The 16793-nt window shown below is 64.0% G+C and carries 18 protein-coding genes; 5 read left to right on the top strand and 13 right to left on the bottom strand.

What is annotated here, in order from left to right; all coding sequences use genetic code 11:
- Window positions 1–104: 104 nt before the first annotated feature.
- The 9 genes from AWB74_RS04335 to AWB74_RS04295 form a co-directional block, all read right to left on the bottom strand.
- Entirely contained in the window at window positions 105–1013 is a 909-nt protein-coding gene (locus tag AWB74_RS04335) for a YihY/virulence factor BrkB family protein (protein ID WP_061145516.1), read from the bottom strand.
- 121 nt (window positions 1014–1134) lie between these two features.
- On the bottom strand, window positions 1135–1488 hold the full coding sequence (locus tag AWB74_RS04330) for a hypothetical protein (protein WP_061145615.1): 354 nt from the start codon (window positions 1486–1488) through the stop codon (window positions 1135–1137).
- Window positions 1489–1618: 130 nt separating this feature from the next.
- Window positions 1619–3070, bottom strand: a complete 1452-nt coding sequence (gene otsA / locus AWB74_RS04325; protein WP_061145515.1) for an alpha,alpha-trehalose-phosphate synthase (UDP-forming) — start codon at window positions 3068–3070, stop codon at window positions 1619–1621.
- A gap of 191 nt (window positions 3071–3261) precedes the next feature.
- A complete protein-coding gene (locus tag AWB74_RS04320) occupies window positions 3262–3498 on the bottom strand; it encodes a hypothetical protein (protein WP_061145514.1) in 237 nt (78 codons plus the stop codon).
- Window positions 3499–3722: 224 nt separating this feature from the next.
- Window positions 3723–3941, bottom strand: coding sequence for a hypothetical protein (locus AWB74_RS04315; protein WP_061145614.1), 219 nt, complete (start codon window positions 3939–3941; stop codon window positions 3723–3725).
- Window positions 3942–4162: 221 nt separating this feature from the next.
- Complete coding sequence (locus AWB74_RS04310) at window positions 4163–5566, bottom strand: sigma-54-dependent transcriptional regulator (protein ID WP_061145513.1); 1404 nt, start codon at window positions 5564–5566, stop codon at window positions 4163–4165.
- A 348-nt stretch (window positions 5567–5914) separates the two neighbouring features.
- Window positions 5915–6145 carry a hypothetical protein gene (locus tag AWB74_RS04305; RefSeq protein WP_061145512.1) on the bottom strand — a complete coding sequence of 77 codons (231 nt, stop codon included), beginning with the start codon at window positions 6143–6145 and terminating at the stop codon, window positions 5915–5917.
- Window positions 6146–6221: 76 nt separating this feature from the next.
- The gene (locus tag AWB74_RS04300; protein WP_061145511.1) at window positions 6222–6539 is read right to left on the bottom strand and encodes a DUF883 family protein; all 318 of its coding nucleotides are present in this window, start codon (window positions 6537–6539) and stop codon (window positions 6222–6224) included.
- A 63-nt stretch (window positions 6540–6602) separates the two neighbouring features.
- Window positions 6603–6971: a hypothetical protein gene (locus tag AWB74_RS04295; protein WP_061145613.1), complete on the bottom strand. Its 369-nt coding sequence runs from the start codon at window positions 6969–6971 to the stop codon at window positions 6603–6605.
- Window positions 6972–7560: 589 nt separating this feature from the next.
- Between AWB74_RS04295 and AWB74_RS04290 the strand changes: the two genes are divergently transcribed.
- The 3 genes from AWB74_RS04290 (at window position 7561) to AWB74_RS04280 (ending at window position 9995) form a co-directional block, all read left to right on the top strand.
- Window positions 7561–8628: a sigma-54 interaction domain-containing protein gene (locus AWB74_RS04290; RefSeq protein ID WP_061145510.1), complete on the top strand. Its 1068-nt coding sequence runs from the start codon at window positions 7561–7563 to the stop codon at window positions 8626–8628.
- Window positions 8629–8919: 291 nt separating this feature from the next.
- Window positions 8920–9474 carry a hypothetical protein gene (locus AWB74_RS04285; RefSeq protein WP_061145611.1) on the top strand — a complete coding sequence of 185 codons (555 nt, stop codon included), beginning with the start codon at window positions 8920–8922 and terminating at the stop codon, window positions 9472–9474.
- Window positions 9471–9995 (top strand): hypothetical protein, encoded by a 525-nt coding sequence (locus AWB74_RS04280; protein WP_061145612.1) that lies wholly within the window; start codon window positions 9471–9473, stop codon window positions 9993–9995. Before AWB74_RS04285 ends, AWB74_RS04280 begins: the two co-directional genes overlap by 4 nt.
- Before the next feature lie 67 nt (window positions 9996–10062).
- Here AWB74_RS04280 and AWB74_RS04275 read toward each other — a convergent pair whose 3' ends face one another.
- From AWB74_RS04275 to AWB74_RS04260, 4 genes are all read right to left on the bottom strand, one after another.
- Window positions 10063–10464, bottom strand: a complete 402-nt coding sequence (locus AWB74_RS04275; protein WP_061145509.1) for a type II toxin-antitoxin system HicB family antitoxin — start codon at window positions 10462–10464, stop codon at window positions 10063–10065.
- A gap of 10 nt (window positions 10465–10474) precedes the next feature.
- Window positions 10475–10675 carry a type II toxin-antitoxin system HicA family toxin gene (locus tag AWB74_RS04270; RefSeq protein WP_087038837.1) on the bottom strand — a complete coding sequence of 67 codons (201 nt, stop codon included), beginning with the start codon at window positions 10673–10675 and terminating at the stop codon, window positions 10475–10477.
- A 175-nt stretch (window positions 10676–10850) separates the two neighbouring features.
- On the bottom strand, window positions 10851–12206 hold the full coding sequence (locus AWB74_RS04265; RefSeq protein ID WP_061145508.1) for an ABC transporter ATP-binding protein: 1356 nt from the start codon (window positions 12204–12206) through the stop codon (window positions 10851–10853).
- A 12-nt stretch (window positions 12207–12218) separates the two neighbouring features.
- The gene (locus tag AWB74_RS04260) at window positions 12219–13982 is read right to left on the bottom strand and encodes an ABC transporter permease (RefSeq protein ID WP_061145507.1); all 1764 of its coding nucleotides are present in this window, start codon (window positions 13980–13982) and stop codon (window positions 12219–12221) included.
- Between the two features lie 735 nt (window positions 13983–14717).
- Here AWB74_RS04260 and AWB74_RS04250 point away from each other — a divergent pair.
- Together AWB74_RS04250 and AWB74_RS04245 are read left to right on the top strand one after the other, a co-directional pair.
- On the top strand, window positions 14718–16403 hold the full coding sequence (locus AWB74_RS04250) for a sensor domain-containing diguanylate cyclase (protein ID WP_061145505.1): 1686 nt from the start codon (window positions 14718–14720) through the stop codon (window positions 16401–16403).
- Window positions 16404–16523: 120 nt separating this feature from the next.
- Window positions 16524–16787 carry a double-stranded DNA-specific endonuclease gene (locus AWB74_RS04245; protein ID WP_014190806.1) on the top strand — a complete coding sequence of 88 codons (264 nt, stop codon included), beginning with the start codon at window positions 16524–16526 and terminating at the stop codon, window positions 16785–16787.
- The last annotated feature ends 6 nt before the right edge of the window (window positions 16788–16793 follow it).

Genomic DNA, 16793 nt, shown 5'->3' with positions numbered 1-16793 from the left:
CCGGTCAAGCGAGGCGCCTGAGCGACAAAGAGCGTAGCCGACAGGCCGTCCGTTCGCGGACGGCCTTTTTTTGCGCCGCAATCGTAACGACGCATCGGTCCACATCAACGCCAGCCCGACGCCCGATGCGTGCGCTTTCGCGCCGCCGTCGCCGCCAGTTCCGCGCCGAGCAGAAACACCGCCGCCGAGTAGTAGAGCCACATGAGGATGATCGCGAGCGATCCGGCCGCGCCGAACATGTTCGCGGTGCCGGCGTGCGCGAGATAGAACGCGAAGAGGCGCTTGCCGCCTTCGAAGAGCAGCGCGGCCGCGGCAGCGCCGAGCGCGGCGTCGCGCCACAGCATGCGCGTCGTCGGCAGGAACTTGAGCAGCACGGTGAACGCGATCATCAGCACTCCGAGCGATATCGCGCGCCTCGTCAGTCCCGACAGCAGGATGAACGGACTGCCATCGCCGAGCACCCAATGGCCGAGCAGCTCGACGAACGCATCCATTACGAGCAGCACGGCGACCAGCAAACCCGAGCCGACGACCAGCCCGAACGACATGAGTCGCACGCGCAACAGCGTGACGATGCTTTCGCGCGTGCTCACGGCGGGCGTGGGCCAGATCACGTTGAGCGCGCTGTGCAAGGACGAGAACGTCGCCGATGCGCCGATCAGCACGCCCGCGAGCGAAAGAATCGCCGTGCTGCGCGCGATATCCGCGTGCCACGCGTTCGCGACGATCGCTTCCAGCGCGTGCGCCGCATCGACGCCGACGACGCCGCTGATTTCAGCGAAGAGCCGCCCTTGCACGGCGTCCGCACCGAAGAACACGCTCGCCACCGCGATCACGATGACGAGCGTCGGCGCGAGCGAAAACGCCGCGAAAAACGCGATGGCCGCCGAGAACATCAGGCAGTGGTCCTGCGTCCATTGCACGATGGGATCGAAGATCCACGAGAGCCAGCCGAAACGCGACGTGCGGCCCGAGGCAACGGGCGCGGATTGAGTGGGAACGTGCTGGTCCATCGGTGAAGGCGTGAGCGGCGAAAGGTGTCAATCGACGATGTTAGCCCCGCGATGCGAAGCGCGTGTAAAAAACGGCGCGCTCCGTGAGGAGCGCGCCGCGCTTGCGCCGGATGCAGCGTGTTCAGGCCTGTTCTTCGTCAGGGTCGGAGTCAGCGTCCTCATCGGCGAGGCCGCCGACCTCGTCCTGGATTTCGTCGGGCAGGATATCGGCGTCGGCCGCCATATTGTTGTCGCCGTCAGCCGATGCGGCCTCGCCCGTGCCCGCGCGATCCGTATCGCTGTTCAGTTCCGCGGCGGACTGCCCGAGCGCGTGCGCGTCGAGTTCGTCTTCGATATCGCCCGGATAGCGCTTTTCGCCCTGCACGTCCGAGCCGCTGTCGGACGAGTCGCTCGGACCGAGCGCGCCGGTTCCATGCCCCTTGCCGTACTCCACGCCGTCGTCTTCCGGCGGGTTCAATGTGCTTCCACTCATCATGACCTCCATTGGATCGTGTCCCTGACGAGTCCGCAAAACCCGTTCCGCGAACGCGGGCCATCGGCGCAAAAAAACCCCGCGCTCTTTGCGAAGCGCGGGGCCGGCGTACGAGACGACTTTTTCGACTGGATCAGGCCTTCGCCGCCGGACGCTTTGCTTCGCTGGCGCCCTGCTTGACGGTCTTGACGGTCTTCTCCGTCACCGATGTCGCCGTCGCGACGCTGCGCAGATCCGAAAGGAACGAATCGCGCCAGACCGAGAGATTGTTCTCGCGCAGCGGCACCATCATGTCGGCGTGGCGCGCCTGACGCTCGGCGAGCGGCATCGACAACGCTCGCTCCAGCGCTTCGGACATCTGCGACAAATCGAACGGATTGACGACCAGCGCACCGGGCAACTGATCCGCCGCGCCCGCGAACTGCGAGAGCACCAGCGCGCCCGGATCGGCCGGGTCTTGCGACGCTACATATTCCTTGGCGACCAGATTCATGCCGTCGCGCAGCGGCGTCACATAGCCGACCTGCGAGAGCCGGAACAGCGCCATCAGCAAATTGCGCTCGTACTTGCGGTTGAGGTACTGGATCGGCGTCCAGTCGAGCTGCGCGAATCGCCCGTTGATGCGCCCCGCCTCGCCTTCGAGATTCTGACGGATGCGCTGATACGTCTGCACGTCCGAGCGCGTCGGCGGCGCGATCTGCACGAGCGACACGCGACCGTGCCAACCTGGCGCGTTCAGCAGAAGCCGTTCGAACGCCTGAAAGCGCTCGACGAGACCCTTCGAATAATCCAGACGGTCGACGCTCATGATGAGCTTGCGCCCGTGCATGCTGTCGCGCAGGCTCTTGACCTGCTTGCGGTTGGAGAACTGCTCGGCGGCCTTCGCGATGGCCTCCGGATAGATGCCGATCGGATAGGCGCCCACTTTCAGCATGCGGCCGAATGCCTGCAGCATGCCGTCGTCGCTGTAGTGGCCGCGGCCGGTGCGCTCCACGTAATCGATGAAGGACTGCTTGTCCGCGTCGGTCTGAAAGCCGACGACGTCGTACTGGCACATCGCCGCGATCAGTTCCTCGTGCGGCGGCACGGTGCGCATCATCTCCGGGACCGGAAACGGAATATGCAGGAAGAAGCCGATCGGATTCGCGACGCCGAGCTTTCTCAATTCGTTCGCGAACGGAAGCATGTGATAGTCGTGCACCCAGATGATGTCATCGGGCTTGAGAAGCGATTTCAGCTTCGCGGCAAGACTCGCGTTGACGCGCATGTAGCCCGCATATTCTTCGCGATCGAAGCGCGACAGGTCGTTGCGATAGTGGAAAGTCGGCCACAGCGTGGCGTTCGAGAAGCCCCGGTAGTACTGGTCGTAATCGCGGCGCGTGAGCCCGACGGTCGCGTAAGTCACCTTGCCGCTCTGCTCGACGACCGGAGCACCCGCCTCGCCGACGATCTCGCCGCTCCAGCCAAACCAGACGCCGCCTGTCTCCTTGAGCGCGTCCAGTACCCCGATCGCGAGGCCGCCCGCGCTGGGCTTGCCTTCCTGCGTCGGCGCAACGCGATTCGATACCACGATCAATCTGCTCATTACAGCATCACCTCTCAGTTGTCGTTGCATGCTCGAATTGGCGATCTAGGGTATGCAAAACTTGTGCCTTTTTGGCGATTTTTGTAAATAGAAGTTTGTATGAAGATGTTACGGACGAACGAAAACACGCGGCGAACGCACGCCGCGTAGAAATTTTTGTTCTTGTGCCGGGTACGTCTGCCGGCAGGAAATCACGCGTCCTGCTCGGAACCCAGGTCGCGCTGATAGTCGATGCCCTCGCGGCGCACACCGCCCTGGTTGTGTTCGCCGTCTGGCGGAGCGCCAGGCGCAGGGCGGTTCTGACCAGCGGGATCGTGCTCGGCGGGCGGCGCGGATGCGCCTTGCACGCCGGCAGCCTTGGCGGCTTCGGCGCGCGCTTCGCGCTTGGAAGAATGACGCGCAGAGCGTCGGAGTGCGGGATGCCTCATGATGCCTCCAGAAAAGAAGGCCGTCGCGATAGTGACGTCGGCGGCGTCGGACCGGTGCGCTCGAAACAAGCGCGGCTTCAGAAAAAACGACCGGCGACTGGGGCGTCGCCGGTCATTGTTGCGTCATCTGTTGTAATCCCTACGTCCGGGATGGAAACTTATTCAAACCTTGCACGAATTCTGGGCATTGTCCAACGTCTGCAGTCCAGCATCTTTCGGCGCTGCTAGTACACGTGCGGCTGGTCGCCCGGTCCCGGCGGCGGATCGCCGATGGGTTGCGACGGCGGCACCGGCGGTTCACGCGTCGGGTCCGGATTCGTGTCCGGTGGCATCGGCGTGGGCGGCGGCTGATCGGGCGGCGTCACCGGCGGGTCCGGCGGCTGCGGCGTCTGTGCATCGATACGGGCGCTTGCGCAGGCGCGATCGGGAACACTGAGGGACATGGCGGGCTCCTTGCGGTCTCGTGATCGTACTTTCCCATCCGCGCGGCGCCATTGCGCGGCGCGCGCCGATGTCATTCGATCGACAGCAAGGGACATGCCCCTGGAAGCGTCCGGTCTGCATCCATCTGTCACATTATCGGCGTAGAAAACGCGCCTGCCAATGAAAAACGCCTGCGCTTTTAAAAGACGCAGGCATGTTTTCGTCTAAAGATACGCGACGTTCAGGGATTTTCGTTGTCCGACTCGTTGACGTCGCCGCCTTCGCCGACGGCCGCCTTGTTCGCGTCCTCGCCGTATTCCACGAGGCGGTTGTAGAGCGTCTTCAGGCTGATGCCGAGGATTTCCGCGGCGCGCGTCTTCACGCCGCCGCATTGATCGAGCGTCGCGAGAATCAGCTGACGGTCGGCCTGCGCGAGCGACGTGCCGAACGGAATCGTCACCGCCGTGCCCGCCGACGGCTTCGACAGCGAAATCTGCAGCGGCACGGTCGCCGTGCTGTCCGAGTCCGACGCCGACATGATGTACGCGCGCTGCACGTAGTTCTTCAGCTCGCGCACATTGCCGGGCCAGTTGTACGAGCCCAGCATCTCGCGCACGGCGGTGGGGAAATTCTTCTTCGTGTTGTAGCGGGAGTTGAGTTCGTCGAGGAACGCCTGCGCCAGCAGCTCGACGTCCTTGCCCCGCTCGCGCAGCGGCGGCAGGTTGATCGGAAAGACATTGAGCCGGTGATACAGGTCGAGGCGCAGCTTGCCTTCGAGCACGGCCTGCTCGGGATCGCGATTGGTCGCGGCAATCAGGCGCACGTCCGTCTCGATCTCCTTGGTGGTGCCCACGCGCATGAACATGCCCGTTTCGAGCACGCGCAGCAGCTTCACCTGAAGCTCGATCGGCATCTCGGTGATTTCGTCGAGAAACAGCGTGCCGCCGTTCGCGCGCTCGAAATAACCCTTGTGCTGACGGTCCGCGCCCGTGAACGAGCCGCGCTCGTGGCCGAACATCTCCGATTCGATGAGGTTCGGCGAAATCGCGCCGCAGTTCACGGCGATGAACGAATGCTTGCGACGCAGGCTGAGCTCGTGCAGCGTCTGCGCGGCGACTTCCTTGCCGGTGCCTGATTCGCCGATCAGCAGCACGGATGCGGCCGTCGGCGCGACACGGCCGATCTGGTCATAGACGGTCTGCATCGCCGACGAATTGCCGAGCATCAGACCGAAGCGGCCCATGCGGCGCAATTCGCCGCGCAGGGTACCGATTTCCGCCTTGAGATCGCCGGCGCGCGGCAGGCGCGAAAGGATCGCCTTCACGCGCTGCATGTTGATCGGTTTGACGAGGTAATCCGCTGCGCCCATCTTGAGCGCGCTGACGGCGGACTCCACGGTCGCATGACCGGTTATCACGATCACTTCCACGCCCGAGCGCGGGTCGAGATCTTCGAAAAGATCGACGCCGGTGCCGTCAGGGAGTTTCAGGTCGGTGAATACGACGTCCGGCGTCTGACGCACGAGCTGAATGCGCGCCTCGCGCAAATCGCTGGCGGTGGCCGTCGTCAGTCCATCTTCGCCGATGATCGCGGCTAGCGCCTCGCGGGTACTGGGATCGTCATCGACAATCAATACGTGTGGCATTGCGTCTCGAATTCTTCCAAAGCGTTTTCAGGGTCACACGCCCGGTGGTGGCGTGGTCTTCTCCGCGCGGCAAGGACGCCGTGCGGGCCGGTGCGATTCACGTTCTCAGTGATGCCCGATTAGATCAGCGGGCAACGCAAATGCGCGACTAAAAATAATTACCGAAGTTCTGTACGCTTGGCACGACTTCCGCGTAAGTTTTTCCATTTAGGCAACTTATCGCCGAAGTTTCGCTGATTATAAGCGTTTATCAAGATGAGAACGCACGCTGATCCAGCGTGCGTTCTCATTGATCGCATCATTTAACCGGCGTGAAACGATCACCTCAACTGCGGTATTTCCCGCAAATCAACTGCGCGGGAAATGCCACGCATCGGCCGTCCCGCCCACGGGGCCGTGGCCGTTAACGGCTTGCGCGGAGCCGCCGGGCGTCAGCACCTTGCCGCCCTCGTCTTCCCAGCGATTCAGGTCACGCGCCGTGCGCCGTCCGGCGAGATCCTGCGATTGCACCCATTTCCATGCGAGAACGCTGCCCACCGCGAACAGCGCGCCGAAGATTCCGATCGAAGGCCGTGCCATTTGTGTTCTCTCCCATCTTCAAGAAATTCGATGCCGCCGCAGAAAACCAGCGGCGGTCGCAGTGTGCCGCGGCGAATCAGCGTGAAACCAGAAGGCCGACCAAAAAGCCAATGCCAGCGGCCATCCCGAGCGATTGCCACGGGTTGTCCTTCACGTATTTCTCGGTGCAATCGATGCCCGCGCGATAGCGGCCCTGCGCGCTCGCCTGCGCGTCTTCGAGCGCGACGCGCGCCGAATCGACGTGATCGCGCAGGCGCGAGCGCAGCGCTTCGACGCCCTCGCCGGGCAGCGACGCCGAAAGCCGCAACAACTCCTCGGAGTCGTTCAGCAGCACCTTGATGTCCTCGATGATCTTTTGCTTGCCCAACGCAAGCTGGACAGTCGTTTGACTCATGGAATGAAGTCCTCGCCTAAGTGGGTTCTGTGGAACGGGGTATTGGCCTGAGGCGGCGCCGGATCACTGTGATTCAGCGACCGGCACCTGCGCCACCGCGAGCCGCCCGCCTGACGCGATCCGCGCGCGCAGACTGCGTACGACGCCGCTCGCCATCAGCGCGCCACCCATCGCGCCGAACACGAGGCTCGTCACGTTCGCGGCGCGCGCGAGCGCTGGCGTGCCCGCTGCATAGCCTAGCACCGCACACATGAGCGCGGTGACGAGCGCGACCGCGGCCCAGTGATAGATGTCGATCGGCTCGCCAGCCACGAGTTCCTGCCGATCGCCGCCCGATCCGTGCGTGCGCCGTGCGCGGGTGGGCCGTGCGGTGCTCATGCGCGGGTTCGTGCGCTCTCGCGCGGCCGCTTCGAAATTAAAGAAGTCTTCCATGATGCGTTGCCTCTCTCGCCCATCCTCGTGTGTGCGCCTCGGACGCGATGCTTCGTTGGCGGACTTTCGAATAAGAATCACGATGACCTCGTTGATGCAGCTTTCATGCCACGGCCGATCGGCCTTGAACGAACGCACGCTATCCCCGCTTATCACCGGATGGTCGGGTAACAATTACGCCGTCGCGTTGTAATTTCTCGAAGCCGAAAAGAGAACCTTTCCGAAACCGCCGGACGGCGCGCAACGGCCGCTGACAAAATATGCGCGGAGTAGGATCGCGCATTGCCGCCGAGTCGTTGCGAATGGTTAAATAGCGTTATTGAGACAGGCTGGTTGGCAACGATTCGAATGCGAAAGCAGCCAATGCAAACGACCCTGTACGGACGCACGATTAGGAAAAGGGGCTCGCGAAGAACGTGAGCCGACGGGCAGCGCGCACGAGGCGCGTCACATGCCGGTGCGCACGGTCATCCACGGTTGCGCCGCTCGCGCGCGCCGACTGCGTACACACTGGCCGAAACCGCAGACGAGCGCGGGCCGCCCGCCCACCACCCACCACATACGCAGAACTCAGGAACGATCAGGACACATGGCGTCAACCGATCTGGATCCGCCGCCCATCGCGGTCGGCGATACACCCGCGCAAAGAAAGCGCAACACGGGAGAAGTGCCGGGCTTGAGGTCTTATGGACTGCTCTACGGCTCATCGCCCGTGATGCAGGAGTTGTACGCGCAGATCGAGCGCGTCGCCGCCACCGATGCGACCGCGCTCATCATCGGCGAGTCGGGCACCGGCAAGGAGCTCGTCGCCCGGACGATTCATGACTACAGCGCGCGCAAGGACGCGCCGTTCATCGCCGTGAACTGCGGCGCGATTCCCGACAACCTCATCGAGGCCGAGCTCTTCGGGCACGAGAAAGGCAGCTTCACGGGCGCGGTGCAGGGACGCATCGGCTACTTCGAGCATGCCAACGGCGGCACGCTCTTTCTCGACGAAGTGACCGAAATGTCGCCGGTTCGGCAGGTGAAACTGCTGCGCGCGCTGGAGACGGGCACGTTCTTTCGCGTCGGCGGCAACGATCTCATCCGCTCGGACGTGCGCGTGATCGCAGCGACCAACCGCGATCCCGTCACGGCCGTGAAGGAAAACGGCTTGCGCGAGGATCTGATGTATCGCCTCGCCGTCTTTCCGCTGCGCGCGCCGCCCTTGCGCGAGCGCGATTCGGACCGCGAGCTGCTCGCGCAGCACTTCCTTGCCGAAATGAACGCGCAGGAAGGCACCAGCAAGGTCTTCAGCAAGCGTGCGCTCGACGTGCTGCGTACCTACTCGTGGCCAGGCAACGTGCGCGAGTTGAAGAACACGGTGTATCGCGCGTTCATTCTTGCGGAAAAAACGGTGGAAATCGCGCACCCGCATCTCGCGTCGCGCGTGAAGAAGCCTGTCACACAAGGCGATGCGATGAACGTATGGGTCGGCACGCCGCTCGCCGATGCGCAGAAGCAGATCATTCTCGGCACGCTCAAGCACTGCGGCGGCGACAAGCGGCGCGCGGCGAAAGCGCTCGGCGTGAGCCTGAAGACTTTGTACAACCGCCTCGGCGCGTACGAGAACGAGGACACGGAATCCGGCGAAGCGGGTTCGAACAACGAAAGCTGAGCGCCCTGCCCGGCTTTTTCGCATGAACATCGAGCGAGCGCGCATTCCACGCGCTCGCTTTTTTGTCCGCGATCGGATCGTGGATCGCAACGTGCTCTGCTCGTTTGCAATTTCTTGCAATTTTCTCAAAGCGGTAATTAGAAGCATGCTTCAGAATGCGCGAGGTCCGCGCTTCGTGATTGTCTCCGGGCGTTGCCGGACGGTCATTTGAAAGCGAAACCTCAAGTAGATTCGAACCTCTCGAAACCCGATCGCAAGCATCGGGAAACGGCAGACGAAGGAAACAGCAACATGCAGATCAGGGTCCATCGGCGCGGGCCGCGCGCCGCCACGCTCGCCGCGGTCATCACTGGCGCCATCGCCTGCGTGAGCCTCAGCGGATGCAACTCGCTTTACAGCGAAGGCGCGACGGCCGGCGCGGGTATCGCGGGCGCAGCGGTGGCGAACAGCGTCACCAGCAACGCCGCGGTGGCGACGGGCATCGGCCTCGGCGCGGTCGCCGCGGCGCGCGCGGGGGTCCAATACTCGCAGCGCGTCGTCCATACCAACACACAGGATCAGATTGCCTTCGTCGCCGGACCGCTGGCGGTCGGGGCCGTCGCGCCGTGGAAGATCGTCCATTCGGTGCCGATCGAAGAAGACGAAAAGGGCCGCGTGACGGTGAGCCGCACCATCAGCAACGGCGTGCTCGACTGCAAGGAAATCGTGTTCTCCGTCGACCGCGACGCGACCAAGGACCGTCCTGCCGGCAGCGCGTTCTACGTTGCATCGGTGTGCCGCGATGGCGACAAGTGGAAATGGGCGTCGGCCGAACCCGCTACGCCGCGCTGGGGCTCGCTGCAATGACACTGAGCTTCGACGTAACTCTGGCGCTGCGCGTGAGCGTCGTCGCGGCGGCGGCGGCGGCTTGCGTGTCGATGAGCGGCTGTGCGTCGATCGGCGCGGCGGCGGGCGCCACGGCCGGCATCGCGACCGGCGCGTTCACGACCAATCCGGCGGTCGGCTTCGCGGTGGGCGTCGCGGTACAGGCCGCCACGGACGAAGCCGTCAAGCGCGTGACGAAATCGCTGCATCAGGATCAGCAGGTCATGATCGCGGTGACGGCGGGCAGCTCGCAGGTCGGCGAGACACGGCCCTGGAAGGTCAAGCACACGTTGCCGGTCGAGAACGGCCACGGCGAAGTGCGCGTGCTGCGCGAATTCGGCAGCGCGCTCGCGACGTGCAAGGAGTTCGCCTTCTCGGTCGTCGATGGCGACGACGCCAAGGCGCCCGCCGACTGGTTCATCGCGACGGCCTGCCAGCAGTCTGAGGGATGGAAGTGGGCATCGGCGGAGCCTGCGGTCGAGCGGTGGGGAAGTTTGCAGTAGTCTGTTTTGTCGCGATCTGAATACGGAAAGCGCGGTGCTCCTGAAAGGAGGCCGCGCTTTTTTCGTTTCAGCCGTTTGCGATCGCCTCGAGCGCGACGCGCGCGAGGAAGCCACTGCGCGTCTCGTGGCGCGCTTCAACGTAACTGTCGATCTTGTGCAGGACGAAGCGCGGCAGGCTGATGTTGATGCGTTCGGGACGCGAGTCGAGCTTGGAGAGGTCGACTTCGACATAGGCCCAGATAGCGCCGGCGAAATCGGGGTCGACGATCAGTTCCTCGATGCTTCTCGACGTGATCGAGACTTCTCCGCCGTCTTCGATAATCGTCTCGATGTGAAAAAAGATAGCTTCCCTGGCATTTTGAATCGCTTCGTCGATCGTATCTCCGGCCGAAAAAACGCCGGGCACGTTGGGCACGGTCACTCCGTAGCAGCTTTCAGGATCTTTATGAATGGCGAGGGCAAATTCCATGTCCGGCTCCTTAGGACGAGTACAGACGGTTGAGCAATCCGGCGCCTTTGAGTACTGATCTGACTGTCCCGATCGCCATGTCTTTCTTTGGATGAACCACGGTCACGCGACCGCCCCTGGTTCTGTGTCTGAATTGGTGGTGGCTGCCTCGGGTACGAACCAACTCCCAGCCGTCATCCATAAGCATTCGTATCAAGCGCGATGATTCCATCTCGTCTCCGAATGCTGCGTGTGTAATTTTACACACGCAGCATTGATCCTCAAGACGAGAACGTTACGATCCGTCGCACCAAGCGAACATTCAGCCAAACGGCCAACGCCAACGAAAAAGCGCGGTTCCGTCACCGGCAACCGCGCTTCGAAATCGAATCAAAACACAACGAAACTCAAGCCTCCACATCCTCCAGGCTCAGCATCTCGGTCTGGTCGTTATACGAGAAAATCTCCCCATACCGTCCCCAGTCGATGACCGCATCGAGCGTCTCTTGCGCGGCCTTGTCGGAGAGGAAGTCTTCAAGTTCCTGCTCGAAGCGCACCCGCGGCGCGCGATGCCCTGGCCGCTCGTTCAGCACTTTCTTGATCCGCGCGGCGAGCGGCACATGCCGCAGCAGATGCTCCGCGAACATCATCTTGCGCTCCTGCGTGCCGAACTCCGCGAACACGCGCGCCTGCGGCGTCAGGAAAATATCGCCCTCGCGCACATCGGCGAAACCGAGATGCTGCAGCACTTCGGCGATCGGAAAGAGCTCGTCCACTTCGAGATGCAGCGTCCGCGCGATTTCCGGCATGTCGGCGCGGCCGTGATACGGCTCGGCCGCGAGCGTTTCGATGAGACCCGCCATCAGGTTCGTCGATACCGACGGCAGCCAGCTCCGCAGCTCCAGCCCCTTCTTCTTCGCTTCGTCCATCTGGCGCGCAGTCATCTTCGCGTAGATATCGTCGACGAGCCGCCGGAACGCCGGATCGAGACGGTTGCGCGGATGCTTGAACGGCACCTTGATTTCGGCCATCACGCGGCCCGGATTCGACGACAGCACGAGAATGCGGTCGCACATGAACACCGCTTCCTCGATGTTGTGCGTGACGATCAGCACCGACTTGATCGGCATGCGGCCCTGCGTCCACAGATCGAGCAAATCGGTGCGCAGGTTCTCGGCGGTCAGCACGTCGAGCGCGGAGAACGGCTCGTCCATGAGCAGCAAGGTCGGATCGACGACGAGCGCCCGCGCGAAGCCCACGCGCTGGCGCATGCCGCCCGACAGTTCGCGCGGATACGCGTTCTCGAAGCCGTCGAGACCGATCAGGTCGATCGCGGCGAGCGCGCGCTCACGGCGCTCGCGCGAACCCACGCCCTGCGCCTCCAGTCCCGCTTCCACGTTCTGCAGCACGGTCAGCCACGGAAACAGCGCGAACGTCTGGAACACCATGGCGACGCCCTTCGCGGGGCCGCGCAACGGTTCGTTCAGGTACGTGACCTCGCCCGCCGTCGGCTCGATCAGCCCGGCGATGATGCGCAACAGCGTGGACTTGCCCGAGCCGGAACGCCCGAGCAGACCGACGATCTCGCCTTCGCGCAGCGCGAGGTTCGCGTCGTCGAGCACGAGCAGTTCGCCCTGCGTCTTGTTGAAGCCGCGGCTCACGTTCTGCACGCGCAGAATTTCCGCGCCGAGGCGCGGCGGCGTGCCAGCCGGCGCCGCGCCCGCAGTGCGCTGAAGGGTCTGCGTATTTTTCAGGTTCTGCATCGGAACTCGTCCTCAATCCAGCCGGAGTCTTGCTTCGGCGTAGGCGTATAGCGGGCGCCACAACAGTCGGTTGAACAGCGTGACGAACAGCGACATCACGGCGATGCCAAGAATGATTTTCGGGTAGTCGCCCGCGGCGGTGTTCTGGGCGATGTAGGCGCCGAGGCCGTGCGCGACGACCTCCGTCTTGCCCCACGACACCGCCTCCGCGACGATGCTCGCGTTCCACGCGCCGCCCGACGCGGTGATCGCCCCGGTGATGTAGTACGGGAAGATGCCCGGCAGCATGCACTTCTTCCACCATTGCCAGCCGCGGATCTGGAAGTTGGTCGCGGCCTCGCGATAATCGTTCGGGTAGGAGGACGCACCCGCGATCACGTTGAAGAGGATATACCACTGCGTTCCGAGCACGATGAGCGGCGACAGCCAGATATCCGGGTTCAGGTTCCAGTGCACGATCGCCACGACGAACACCGGGAACAGCAGGTTCGCCGGGAATGCCGCGAGGAACTGCGCGAGCGGCTGGATCTTCTCCGAGAGCGCCGGACGCAGGCCGATCAGCACGCCGATCGGCACCCAGATCACCGATGCGATCGCGATCAGCACCACCACGCGCAAGAGCGTGATGAAGCCGAGCAGGAACACGCGCCCGATTTCGCCCCAGGTGACGCCCGTCGCGACGAACGACGCGACCTTCCACACGACGAACACGGTGACCAGCAGCACGACGGTGCCCCACGCGATGTCGCCCACGCGCGTGGACGGCACTTTCGCGCGCAGCGGCAGCCCGACGTTCTCGAACGCGCCCTGCAACGACGGCAGCTTGATCGGCACGCGCGCGAGCCTCGCGAGAATCCAGCCCGCGGGCACCAGCAGACGGTGAATCAGGCGCGTGCGGCGGATCAGGTCGAGCAGCCACGATTCCGGGGCGTTGCCCGAACTCGTGAACTCCATGCGGAACTTGTCGGCCCACGCGACGAGCGGGCGGAACATCAGCTGGTCGTAGGCGAGGATCACGACGATCATCGTCAGGATCACCCAGCCGATCGCGCCGACATTGCGCTCGCCGATGGCCGCGGCCAGATACGCGCCGATGCCCGGCAGCACGATCGTGCGGTTGCCGACGGTGATCGCCTCGGATGCGACGACGAAGAACCAGCCGCCCGACATCGACATCATCATGTTCCAGATGAGGCCGGGCATCGAGAACGGCACTTCGAGCTTCCAGAAACGCTGCCAGTTGGTTAGATGAAAGCCGCGCGAAACTTCATCCAGATCGCGCGGCACGGTGCGCAGCGACTGATAGAAGCTGAAGGTCATGTTCCACGCCTGGCTCGTGAAGATCGCGAAGATCGCCGCGAGCTCGGCGCCGATCACGCGGCCCGGGAACATCGCCAGGAAAAAGGTCACCGTGAAGGAGATGTAGCCCAGCACCGGCACCGACTGGAGAATGTCGAGAATCGGCACGAGCACGATCGACGCGCGCCGGCTCTTCGCCGCGAGCGTGCCGTAGACCAGCGTGAAGATCAGCGATGCGATCATCGCGAGCAGCATGCGCAAGGTCGTGCGCAACGCATATTCGGGCAGATTCGCAGGATCGAGCGAAATCGCCTGCGACTGCAGCGTCGAGATCGGCGCCAGGGTTTCATGAAAACCGACGGCGGCGAGCGCGATCATGCAGATGATCATCGGGAACGCCACGAAATCCCAGCGATTGGGCAGGAGCCGCCACGCGGACGCGTTCGCCGTGCGATTCAGATTGAAACCAAATTCCATGAAGGCCCTCCCCGTAAGGCTTTGTTCCGGCCGCGCGAGCGCGGGATAGTGCTTGAGACGGCAAGCGAGCCGTCGGGCGGGCAAGGAACCTTCGCCCCGGACGACCCCATGCTCAACGCACGCGGCCGTCGAAAGGACGACACGAAGCGCGCAATGAGCGGCGCCAGGCAGTCGCCGCGTCGAGAATTGCCCGCGCTGAACCGAGCGACACTACACCAAGCGATGTGACAGATACAACCGTTCATGCGGCCCGGCGCGCGATTCGTGCGATCTTTCTGTTGCTCTTCGGCACGGCACGGGCAAAATGAAGGGCATTCCGCACCGGATACGCCGTCGCCCGCGTGCTTTCGCTTCCTTTCAGACCGGCTGCGCTTCGCCGGGCCGGGCAGCGACGCAACGAGGCGGCGAGCGTGGTGGCACGGCGCGCGTCCGTTATGTTCGACGCCCGCCGCCCGCCGTAACAAGACCCTTGATAGGCGGCGAAAAACATCGTCCAATCTTGGCTTATCACGAACAATAAATTGAGCGCCGAAGCGATGCGACACGACGCCAGATCCGAGCCGCAAGACCACCTGAGCCCGACTCGCCGCGCCGTTGCGGGCGCGATCCGTGACGCGGCAGACCTCGTGCGCTGCAATCCGCGCGCCCGCGTTGCCGGCTTCGCGCCGGCCGCCCCGCACGGATGGCGCGCGCGCTGTCCGCGCACGGCGTGATCTTCCACGCCGCCCGAGATCGATGAACAAGCTCATCCTGCACCGTGTGATCGCGACGCTCGGCCTCGCGGCGCTGGCATTCGCGTGCTGGATTGCTGCCGGCTTGTTGTCGGACCGAATGGTACAGCAGGAGATGACGTCCACGGTGCGCACGGAGCGCCAGATGGCGGCGTCCATCGTCGACAACATGGCGCAGATCATCGCGAGCGATCTGGCGATGTCGCGCGCCATTCCCGCCACGCTCGCGCAGATGGACCTCACGCAGCGGGCGCTGGCGGAGTCGCGGAATTATGCCTCGAACCCGGCCGCGACGGAACTCGAACGCCGCAAGGACTGGACCGCGCGCCCCGGACTCGCGAAGGTCAACCACTTCCTGCACGACGCCCAGGGCTTCTCCGGCCTCGATTCGATCTGGCTCGTCAACGAGAAGGGATTCTGCATCGCGTCGAGCAACGCCAACGACGACGACAGCTTCATCGGCTACGACATGAGCGCCCGCGGCTACGTCACGCGCGCGCTGCTCGGCGGCTTCGTCGAAATGTACGGCGTCGGACGCCTTTCCGGCGAGCCGGGCATTTTCATCGCGGCGCCCGCCTACGAGGACGGCTTTCTCGTCGGCGCGGTGATCGCCAAGGTGAGCATCGACCGTCTGCGGCACTGGGTGTCGCGCGCGGGCACCTTCGTGACCGACGAGAACGGCGTCGTGGTGATGGCGCACGACGGCCGGCTCGAATATGAGGCAATGCCCAACGCGCCCGTCGCGCGCATGACCGAGCATGAGCGCATCGAGCATTACCGGCGCGAGTCGTTTCCGGAGCTGCGCGTATCGCACATCGGCGAGCAGATGCGCGCCTCCGAGCACTGGCTCGCGCCCGCGCTGGCTCAAACCTTCTACGCCGCGAACGGCAGCAACGTGCCCTCGCTCTACGACGAACGCACCGGTCTGAATTCGGGCCTCTCGGCGCATATCGTGCATCCGCTCACGAGCTGGCCGGAAATCAGCCGCAATCACAGCCGCGACCGCCTGCTCGTGTTCCTGACGATGGCGGGCGTCGTGACCCTCGCTCTCGTGATCGCGACGTCGTACTCGCGCGAGCGGCGCCTGCACCGCGCGACGCGCGATCTCGCCGAGCAGTTGCAGTCCGCCAATACGCTGCTGTCGGCCGAGGCGCGTCACGACGCGCTGACGGGCGCCCTCTCGCGGCGCTATTTCCTCGACACGCTGCGTCATGAAGTGGAGCTCGCGCGCTCGGCCGGCACGCCGTTGTCGGTGGCGATCGCCGATCTCGATCACTTCAAGCAGATCAACGACCGCTTCGGCCATGCGTCGGGCGACCGCGCGCTGGAGCATTTCGTCGAAGTGTGTCGCGCGCAGCTCCGTCCGAGCGATGCGATCGGCCGGCTCGGCGGCGAAGAGTTCGGCATTCTGCTGCCGCAAACCTCGCTCGCCGATGCGCAAGCGGTGCTGGAGCGCCTGCGAAAGCGCTTTCATCACGAGCATTGCGCGCATCTACCGGATGATGCGGCGCTCTCGGTTTCCATCGGCATCACCGAGCTCGCGCCGGACGACGCGCTCGAATGGATCCTGTCGCGCGCCGATCTCGCGCTTTACGAAGCGAAATCGCGCGGGCGCGACCGCAGCGAAGTGCGCCCCGCCGATCCGGGCTCGTCCGCGCGGCACCCGGAAGACACGCTCGCAGGCAAGTGAGGCCTTTTGCCGGCGCGCCGGGTCATCGCACGGTCATCCGCATGTCGCGACGCGCACGCCTCCCGCAGGTATCATCGATGTTCGATAACGAATGCCGCTGGCCCCAACCGGGAGGATTGCATGAAGGGAAATCTGGTCATCGTATGCCGCGATCAGGACGCTGAAACGTTCGACCATCTGCTCGCCGAGTACGGCTCGTTTCAGACGCGGCTTTCGTCGACGGCGTGGTTCCTGAAGATCGACCTCGCGCCCGAAGTGATTCAGGAAGAGATTCTCTCGCGCCTCGGCAAGTACACGACGCACTACATTTTCGAAGCGTCGACGGTGACGTACAACACGGTCGACAGCGAAGCGGCGTCGGCGCTCGAAACCCTGTTCGACTGACGCCGC

This window comes from Caballeronia arvi, assembly GCF_001544695.2.
Classification (GTDB): Bacteria; Pseudomonadota; Gammaproteobacteria; order Burkholderiales; family Burkholderiaceae; genus Caballeronia; species Caballeronia arvi.
The sequence above is the reverse complement of the archived record's forward strand: the minus strand, read 5'-3'. Positions and strand labels throughout refer to the sequence as shown.

Bases quoted from the DNA above. Each gene is read 5' to 3' on its own strand.
- AWB74_RS04335 (WP_061145516.1), bottom strand. From the start codon at position 1,013: ATGGACCAGCACGTTCCCACTCAATCCGCGCCCGTTGCCTCGGGCCGC.
- AWB74_RS04330 (WP_061145615.1), bottom strand. From the start codon at position 1,488: ATGATGAGTGGAAGCACATTGAACCCGCCGGAAGACGACGGCGTGGAG.
- otsA (WP_061145515.1), bottom strand. From the start codon at position 3,070: ATGAGCAGATTGATCGTGGTATCGAATCGCGTTGCGCCGACGCAGGAA.
- AWB74_RS04320 (WP_061145514.1), bottom strand. From the start codon at position 3,498: ATGAGGCATCCCGCACTCCGACGCTCTGCGCGTCATTCTTCCAAGCGC.
- AWB74_RS04315 (WP_061145614.1), bottom strand. From the start codon at position 3,941: ATGTCCCTCAGTGTTCCCGATCGCGCCTGCGCAAGCGCCCGTATCGAT.
- AWB74_RS04310 (WP_061145513.1), bottom strand. From the start codon at position 5,566: ATGCCACACGTATTGATTGTCGATGACGATCCCAGTACCCGCGAGGCG.
- AWB74_RS04305 (WP_061145512.1), bottom strand. From the start codon at position 6,145: ATGGCACGGCCTTCGATCGGAATCTTCGGCGCGCTGTTCGCGGTGGGC.
- AWB74_RS04300 (WP_061145511.1), bottom strand. From the start codon at position 6,539: ATGAGTCAAACGACTGTCCAGCTTGCGTTGGGCAAGCAAAAGATCATC.
- AWB74_RS04295 (WP_061145613.1), bottom strand. From the start codon at position 6,971: ATGGAAGACTTCTTTAATTTCGAAGCGGCCGCGCGAGAGCGCACGAAC.
- AWB74_RS04290 (WP_061145510.1), top strand. From the start codon at position 7,561: ATGGCGTCAACCGATCTGGATCCGCCGCCCATCGCGGTCGGCGATACA.
- AWB74_RS04285 (WP_061145611.1), top strand. From the start codon at position 8,920: ATGCAGATCAGGGTCCATCGGCGCGGGCCGCGCGCCGCCACGCTCGCC.
- AWB74_RS04280 (WP_061145612.1), top strand. From the start codon at position 9,471: ATGACACTGAGCTTCGACGTAACTCTGGCGCTGCGCGTGAGCGTCGTC.
- AWB74_RS04275 (WP_061145509.1), bottom strand. From the start codon at position 10,464: ATGGAATTTGCCCTCGCCATTCATAAAGATCCTGAAAGCTGCTACGGA.
- AWB74_RS04270 (WP_087038837.1), bottom strand. From the start codon at position 10,675: ATGGAATCATCGCGCTTGATACGAATGCTTATGGATGACGGCTGGGAG.
- AWB74_RS04265 (WP_061145508.1), bottom strand. From the start codon at position 12,206: ATGCAGAACCTGAAAAATACGCAGACCCTTCAGCGCACTGCGGGCGCG.
- AWB74_RS04260 (WP_061145507.1), bottom strand. From the start codon at position 13,982: ATGGAATTTGGTTTCAATCTGAATCGCACGGCGAACGCGTCCGCGTGG.
- AWB74_RS04250 (WP_061145505.1), top strand. From the start codon at position 14,718: ATGAACAAGCTCATCCTGCACCGTGTGATCGCGACGCTCGGCCTCGCG.
- AWB74_RS04245 (WP_014190806.1), top strand. From the start codon at position 16,524: ATGAAGGGAAATCTGGTCATCGTATGCCGCGATCAGGACGCTGAAACG.